Here is a 7,507-nt window from a genome sequence, read left to right on the forward strand (position 1 = left end):
GGGGTTAGGGGGTTAGGTTTTTGGTGGACTTTTCCACATAACGTGAAAAGTCAGAGGATTTGGATACTTGCATCCTCATTTGTTGCAGCCGCGTAGACATCGCTGCTTTTTGCAAATCAGTCTGCTATATTTCGATAGGATGATCATAAATTTGCATAGTAATTGCTCTGAACTTGGCCCGTTATCTTAGGTTAGGAAGTTGCCAAATCGGCATGGTAAAATGCATCCTTCGCTGATAACTGAGGACTTAAAGTTACAGTGGTCAAAGTTGAATTGGTTGAAACTTTAGTAGGTTTACCCCTTAACTTAAGGGGGCTAATGTAACAACTGTCGAACCTGTTGTAATCGGTGTAACTGAGCTTTGTGAACTTAGTTAAAAGTAACTTTTATAAACAGCAATTGATATCAGTAAATACTCAGAATCTAGTTCGTTTTTTTACAACAAAACGCGAAAAACTATGGAGTATCGTGGTCGAGTCTGATTAATTTCCAGAGTGATAGGGAAATGAAGAGCGCTTTGTGCAAGGATTTGATGAACTTTCTCGAAATATTTTTGGAAGCGATGCTTTCTCTATGTTCCCTGCGTAACGCTTACGCCAACCAAAGATCATCTCGCCAGTAAGTAGATTGCTTTCAGGAGGTAGAAGGTAGAAGGGAAGAGGGTGTTAGGCTAGTTCATCAATACTTTGAGATATTTTGGTTTGATGACGCCAACTCACTGAATCTTCATAACTATGAACACCGAAATAAACTCCAGAATACCTGTTGCTTTAACCATTGCTGGTTCAGATAGCGGTGGTGGTGCAGGAATTCAAGCTGATTTACGTACCTTTGCTTTTCACTGTGTCCACGGTACTAGCGCTATAACCTGCGTGACGGCACAAAACACATTAGGAGTGATGAGGGTTGATGCCATGCCAACAGAGGCTGTTGTGGCGCAAATTCAGGCAGTAGTTGAGGATATTGGCGTACAAGCTGCCAAAACGGGAATGTTGCTCAATCAGGAAATTATCTTTGCTGTTGCCCAGCAGGTGGAAGCTTTACAAATTGATAATCTAGTAGTTGATCCAGTAATGGTGTCACGTACAGGGGCACAGTTGATTGATGATGATGCTGTGAAGACTCTATGCCATGCTCTTATTCCCAAGGCGGTTATAATCACGCCAAATCGCTACGAAGCCCAGATTTTAAGCGGTTTACAAATTAATTTCTTGGAGGATATGCAAGCCGCTGCTGAAATTATTCACAAGACTTTACGGACGAAGGCTGTTTTAGTCAAGGGCGGAGGTATGCAGGGAGATTTACGTGGCGTTGATATCTGGTTTGATGGGGACAAGTTGGAAGTTTTGACTTGCCAGCAAGTAGAGACAAAAAATACTCACGGTACAGGTTGTACACTATCAGCTGCGATCGCTGCTAATCTGGCCAAGGGAAAAGACTTGTGGCAGGCAGTGCAACAGGCAAAGGAGTATGTGACTACTGCACTCACTTACGCCCTAGATATTGGCGAAGGCCAAGGCCCTGTAGGACATTTCTTCCCATTGTTACGAAATTAACCTCGTGGTCAGTTATCAAGAGGATTGGCAGGGGAGGCAGGGGAAGCAGGGGAGGCAGGGGGCAGGGGGAGATGAGGGGGACAAGGGAGAATTAAAAAACCAAGTTTTTTTCTTGTCTCCCCCCTCTGACTTGTCTTTTTCCAATGCCCCATGCCCCATGCCCCATGCCCAATCCCCAATCCCCCAATAAGAAATCTTTGCCCTTTCGACATTTTTCTATTATTCTTGGGCATAGTTTCAGGGATGACTATCTTTGTTACCATCTCTGTACGACCTACTTACCTTGATTTTTAATACCAAGCCCCCGATGCGAACAACCATAGGTTCTGTTCACAGGAATTCGCCAACACCAACTACTCAAGCCTACCCTCCCTCTGTACCACTATCTGTATACAGGGAATTGGCAACAGAGTTGCAAGCAGCACAGGCAAAGCTAAATGTACTTACCACCACAAATCAGCAATTAGCACAAGAAAATCAACTATTGCGCCAAGAAATTACCAAAGTCGTTGAGTCTTTTTCTCATTTGCAAAAGTTTGTGGATTCCCAGACTAAGCCTAGTTATCACCAAGCCCCCCAAGCTTGTGGTGACGTTAAAAATGCCCCTAAAGTGCCAGTAACACAAGCACGTCCACCTCAGCAGGTTTCTCGTTCGCATCCACCCGAAAAAAGCCGTCGCCAAGCCTATTCTCCACCTGTAATGGAAATGAATTTCCCGATACCAGAACCAGTTTTTATAGAAGAGCAACAAGTAAGTTATTATTCGACTACTGAGCCAGATGCCAAGGGACTTAATGGCTGGTGGTTAATTATCACCATATTGTTAATCATGATTACTGCCTTTAGTGCTGGATATTTCGTTGTGCGTCCCTTGTTTGAACATCAAAAGCGTTAGTTGACACTCCCACAGTCAGCAGCACCAACCTTTCAAGCTACCGAGCAATTTCTCTGCAATCACTCTCTAAAAATATCTGAGCATATCTGCTAAATGGCGGAATTTATTTATTTTTAGGTTATAAAAGCTACATAAAATGCTAAATTGTCAGCAATTTCTTTATGTTAGAACCTCAAACATTATCCAATTAATAAATCCTTGCCGCTTTTCATGCCCCAAACCCTCAGGCAAAGCATCTACACTTTAAAAAAGTGGTAATTATTACATATGTTTTAGGAAAAGCACTGCTAGTTACAGCTTCCGACAGCGGATCTGGTTAGATATATAAACGAAGCTAGTAGAAATCAGGAGTCAAAAAGATGAAAAAAGTAGAAGCTATTATCCGCCCATTTAAGCTAGATGAGGTAAAAATTGCCTTGGTTAATGCTGGTATTGTCGGCATGACCGTTTCTGAAGTCCGGGGGTTCGGACGGCAGAAAGGCCAAACTGAACGGTATCGCGGTTCTGAGTACACTGTTGAGTTTCTGCAAAAACTCAAAGTAGAAATCGTAGTTGATGACAATCAAGTTGATATGGTAGTGGACAAAATTATTGCTGCTGCCCGCACTGGTGAAATCGGCGATGGTAAAATTTTCATCTCGCCTGTTGAGCAAGTGATTCGGATTCGCACCGGGGAAAAGAACACAGAAGCAGTTTAAAAAAGCTATGAGTTAAAAGTTATGAGTTGTGAGTCAGGACCAATGAATGAAGATTTAGCGGAATTCATCAATCCTAACTCCTAACCGGAGGCGGAGCGTCTTTGGCTCCGCTCTTAACAAACTTTAGGGGTTTAAGTCCTAGCCTTTGAAGGGCAGCTTGTTTTGATGCCTAAATCTAAATCCCGTCACAAAACGTAATTGCATTAGCGACGCGCAAAGCGAGTCTGCGTTCGCTTTTAGCGTCTCGTAGAGAGCGTCATTGCGTTAGCGCAGCGGGGCGTTAGCCCATTGCGTTAGCGAAGCGGGGCGTTAGCCCATTGCGTTAGCGAAGCGGGGCGTTAGCCCATTGCGAATTGGTTCAACTCCTAACTCTTTCAAGTTGCGGAAGTAAAGCTGTAAAAGCCTTGCCTCGATGGCTAATTGACCCCTTCAACTCCCGTGTCATCTCAGCAAAGGTCAATTGCAACTCTTGCACATAAAAAATTGGGTCGTAGCCGAAACCACCATTACCACGCGGTGCATGGAGAATTTCGCCGTGACAAACACCTTCAGATTGTAATGCGATCGCACCATCAGGACGAGCGATCGCTACTGCACAAACAAATTGAGCTTGGCGATTTTCCTCGTTATCTAATTCCCTCAATAGCCTAGCAATGCGTTCTGAGTCGGTTGGGGCGTAACGTGCAGAATAAACCCCTGGTGCGCCATTTAAAGCATCTACTTGCAAGCCCGAATCATCAGCAATTGCCCAGTTTCCTGTAGCTTTAGCAATTTGTGATGCTTTCAGACAAGCATTGGCGGCAAAGGTTTCGCCTGTCTCTTCAATTTCTAAGTCTTCAGGTTTGAGGGTTAATTCCCAACCAGAATTTTCTAGATAAGCTTGCATTTCCCGCAACTTACCTGGATTTCCTGTAGCTACTACGAGTAATTTGGTCATTAGTCATTGGTCATTAGTCATTGGTCATTGGTCATTGGTCATTGGTCATTAGTCATTTACCAAGGACAAACAGAGAAGTCTAAATGCCGATTTCCGGCGTTGGCACAGAAAGTACTTACAGGCATCAAAACTTCAAAGACAAAGGACAAAGAACAAATGACAAATGACTAATTAATCTTACTCCGCCCAGTGTTTCGCCCAAGCAAGAGTTTGATGCACTTGCTCAATTGTCGGGGCTTCGCAGTAGAGGCGTAAAACTGGTTCGGTACCGCTAAACCGAATCATTAACCAGCTTTTATCAGCGAGGCGATACTTGTAGCCGTCAATTGTCTGGCAATCAATCACTTTTAACCCGGCAATTTCCGTTAAGGGTTGGGTTTGCAGTTGTTGCAAAAGACGCGATCGCACTTCCATACTTGCTAAGGGTAAATCAATGCGATCATATGCTGAAATAAACCCTGTTTGTTTTTGCAAGTAGCGATAATACTCACCTAAATCTAAACCAGATTCTACAATCGCCTCTAGGACGTACAATGCTGACAGCAGGGCATCGCGTTCGGGAATATGGCTGCCATAGCCAATTCCTCCCGATTCTTCGCCGCCCAGCAACACTTTTGCTACTAACATTCTGTCAGCAATGTATTTATAACCAACTGCTGTCTCAAACACTGACAGGTTATGTAGTTCTGCCACCAAGGGCATCAAGTCGGAACCACTAACAGTTTTGACTATTTCACCACTAAAGCCGCGCCGCAGGGTTAAGTGGTCGATTAATATTGGGATTAATACTTGGGAACTTAGAAAGTTGGCTTCTCCATCGACTGCTGCAATGCGATCGCAGTCTCCATCAAATACCAACCCCACCGTTAAACCTGATTTATCTGTGTCTCGGTGAGTTTTGATGACTTCAAATAACTTAGAAAGATATTTCGGCAAGGGTTCCGGCGCACCACCACCAAAGAGGGGGTCGCGTTCTGAGTTGATTTCTTTGACCTGATTGCCTAGTAGTCTCGCCAATCCGCCAGCTGCTGCGCCATGCATAACATCGGCAAATAACGTCAATTTGCCAGAAGCGATCGCTTCTCGAAGTTTGGCAATATCAACTTTACCTTCTAATGCTTGGGTATAACTAGGCCAAGGATCAAATTTCTCTTGCTTCCCTGGAGTAGCTGCTAGTGGTACTCCAACCGATAACTGCGCTTCGATCTCTTTTGTGACTTCTTCCGGCACCGAACCACCAAAACAACCCTTGACTTTTAATCCCAAATATTTACCAGGATTATGGCTAGCTGTAATTACCAGTGCCCCTAAAGCATTGAGTTCTTTTGCTGCCCAACTATAAGCTGGGGTTGGGGCATAAGTTTCGCTCAGTAGCACATCAAAGCCGACAGCGGAGACAGTATCAGCAACAGCACGAGCAAAGTCTTCGGCCATGAATCGGCGATCGTAACCGACAATTATTGTTCGGCTACCCACTGTAGAAAAGTATGTATTATATAATACTTTTGCGGCAACTGGCGCGACCAGGGCTAGGCGTTCAAAGGTGAACTCGTCACCAATAACGCCCCGCCAGCCGTCTGTACCAAACTTGATTGAGTTAGCTACAACTGGCATCTAAGTATCCTAACTGTATACGTTGAAAATTCTAGCATTTATACAGTGTACAAAGTAAAAAAAGAATCTAGTAATAATATGTACTAATAATGTTAAACATAAAAGTGAGAAAAGACGCTCCTGGGTAGCTATCTTTTACGCTATCGTCAATCTAAAATCCAAAATTGGTTGACTACTTCGCTACGCAAAACCAGTATTTCCGGTAAAATCAAAATCTGAGGACTGTGGATTTGGGAGAAACTTGGGGTGCCTACACTTGGCGTTAACATTGACCACATCGCCACCATCCGGCAAGCACGGCGGACAGTGGAACCAGACCCCGTGGCGGCGGCGGTGCTGGCAGAATTAGCGGGTGCAGATGGGATTACAGTGCATTTGCGGGAAGATCGGCGGCATATCCAAGACAGGGATGTGCGGATATTGCGAGAAACAGTGCGATCGCATCTTAATTTAGAAATGGCCGCTACAGATGAAATGCTAGCGATCGCTCTCGATATCAAACCAGATTACGTGACTTTAGTCCCCGAAAAGCGCGAAGAAGTCACAACAGAAGGCGGATTAGATATTACCCTCCAAATTGCTAGAATAAGTGAGATAGTCGATAAATTGCAAAGCGCTAGCATTCCAGTTAGTTTATTTATCGACGCCCAGTCATCACAAATCGAAGCATCTGTCAAGGTACAGGCGCAGTTTATTGAATTGCACACCGGACAATATGCAGAGGCTAAGGATGAAACAAATCGCCAGCGAGAGTTAGCCATACTAGCTAAAGGGTGTGAACAAGCGATTCAAGCTGGATTGCGAGTCAACGCTGGTCATGGACTCACCTATTGGAACGTCTATCCGGTGGCTGCGCTTCCAGGTATGGAAGAACTGAATATTGGTCATACCATCATCAGCCGGGCAGCATTAGTAGGTATGGAAAGGGCAGTCCGTGAGATGAAGGAAGCTATGAGAGGGAGTAGGGAGTAGGGAATGGGGAATGGGGAATGGGGCATTGGGCATTGAGAATTAGTTATTTTTTCTTGCTTCCCCTACTTCCCCTGCTTCCCCTACTTCCCCTACCTCCCCCACTCCCCACTCCCCACTCCCGTATCTTAAAAGAGGGGTTGTCACTGCGAAATCTAGAAATTGAGAGCAAACCTTCAGCAAAAACTTCTATGAGCGCAACACAGTCTAACAACCTGCCGCTTTGGGTACAGGATAGAGATAAGGTGATAGCAGAAAGCACTGATGTCGAGTGGCGCTATCAGACACCGCCTGATTATTCCCGTTCCAAAGAGAATCTCGCTCAAGAAAGTACTTATAATCACCTTGAAGGTACACTGGAAGCGATCGTGCAAAACTTGGTGCGAACCTTCGAGATGGAGGTATCTTTCAAAGCTAACCCACAAGAGTGGTTATCTATTGTGAATGAACAGTTTCGCGTAAGTACCAATGGCGGAGTAGAGTACACCGCAGCAGATTTATCAGCCCAAGGTACTTACAATTTATTTATGGCTGATTCAGAACATTACAAGGCTTCAGAAGAAAGCTTTGAATCATCCGCAAAAGTCTTCCATACAACATTTCCCCAAGGATTTCCTTGGGAAGTCCTGGAAGTTTACTCAGGGCCACCAAATGTCACATTCAAATGGCGGCATTGGGGGCATTTTAACGGAGAATACAAGTGCGATTCGTTGTTTAGTAAATCACGGTAATCAGTCCGCACATAACTAAACCAGTCCGACAGCAGATTACTGTCACTAAAGACTGAACTCTCGGTCAGATGCAAGTGCAAGTCTTGCCATTCAGACTCAGAATTGAC

Annotated in this window: 6 protein-coding genes and 1 pseudogene; 5 read left to right on the top strand and 2 right to left on the bottom strand. The window is 44.6% G+C overall.

Annotation, left to right across the window (positions count from 1 at the left end; translation table 11 throughout):
- Window positions 1–734: 734 nt before the first annotated feature.
- The 3 genes from thiD (at window position 735) to VB740_RS16290 (ending at window position 3,149) form a co-directional block, all read left to right on the top strand.
- Window positions 735–1,556: a bifunctional hydroxymethylpyrimidine kinase/phosphomethylpyrimidine kinase gene (thiD, locus tag VB740_RS16280; RefSeq protein WP_323201008.1), complete on the top strand. Its 822-nt coding sequence runs from the start codon at window positions 735–737 to the stop codon at window positions 1,554–1,556.
- Window positions 1,557–1,863: 307 nt separating this feature from the next.
- A complete protein-coding gene (locus VB740_RS16285) occupies window positions 1,864–2,451 on the top strand; it encodes a hypothetical protein (RefSeq protein ID WP_323201009.1) in 588 nt (195 codons plus the stop codon).
- Window positions 2,452–2,810: 359 nt separating this feature from the next.
- Entirely contained in the window at window positions 2,811–3,149 is a 339-nt protein-coding gene (locus VB740_RS16290; protein WP_012410794.1) for a P-II family nitrogen regulator, read from the top strand.
- Window positions 3,150–3,507: 358 nt separating this feature from the next.
- On the opposite strand, the gene rdgB is transcribed toward VB740_RS16290, so the two are convergent.
- Both rdgB and VB740_RS16300 read right to left on the bottom strand, forming a co-directional pair.
- The gene (rdgB, locus tag VB740_RS16295; protein WP_323201010.1) at window positions 3,508–4,086 is read right to left on the bottom strand and encodes an RdgB/HAM1 family non-canonical purine NTP pyrophosphatase; all 579 of its coding nucleotides are present in this window, start codon (window positions 4,084–4,086) and stop codon (window positions 3,508–3,510) included.
- 177 nt (window positions 4,087–4,263) lie between these two features.
- Entirely contained in the window at window positions 4,264–5,700 is a 1,437-nt protein-coding gene (locus tag VB740_RS16300; RefSeq protein ID WP_323201011.1) for a phosphoglucomutase/phosphomannomutase family protein, read from the bottom strand.
- Window positions 5,701–5,946: 246 nt separating this feature from the next.
- Here VB740_RS16300 and VB740_RS16305 point away from each other — a divergent pair, with 246 nt between their 5' ends.
- Both VB740_RS16305 and VB740_RS16310 read left to right on the top strand, forming a co-directional pair.
- Window positions 5,947–6,672 (top strand): pyridoxine 5'-phosphate synthase, encoded by a 726-nt coding sequence (locus VB740_RS16305; protein ID WP_323201012.1) that lies wholly within the window; start codon window positions 5,947–5,949, stop codon window positions 6,670–6,672.
- Between the two features lie 188 nt (window positions 6,673–6,860).
- Window positions 6,861–7,370, top strand: a pseudogene (locus VB740_RS16310) (SnoaL-like polyketide cyclase); the annotation flags it as partial.
- Between the last annotated feature and the right edge of the window lie 137 nt (window positions 7,371–7,507).

It is taken from the genome of Nostoc sp. UHCC 0251 (assembly GCF_034932245.1).
Taxonomy (GTDB): domain Bacteria; phylum Cyanobacteriota; class Cyanobacteriia; order Cyanobacteriales; family Nostocaceae; genus Nostoc.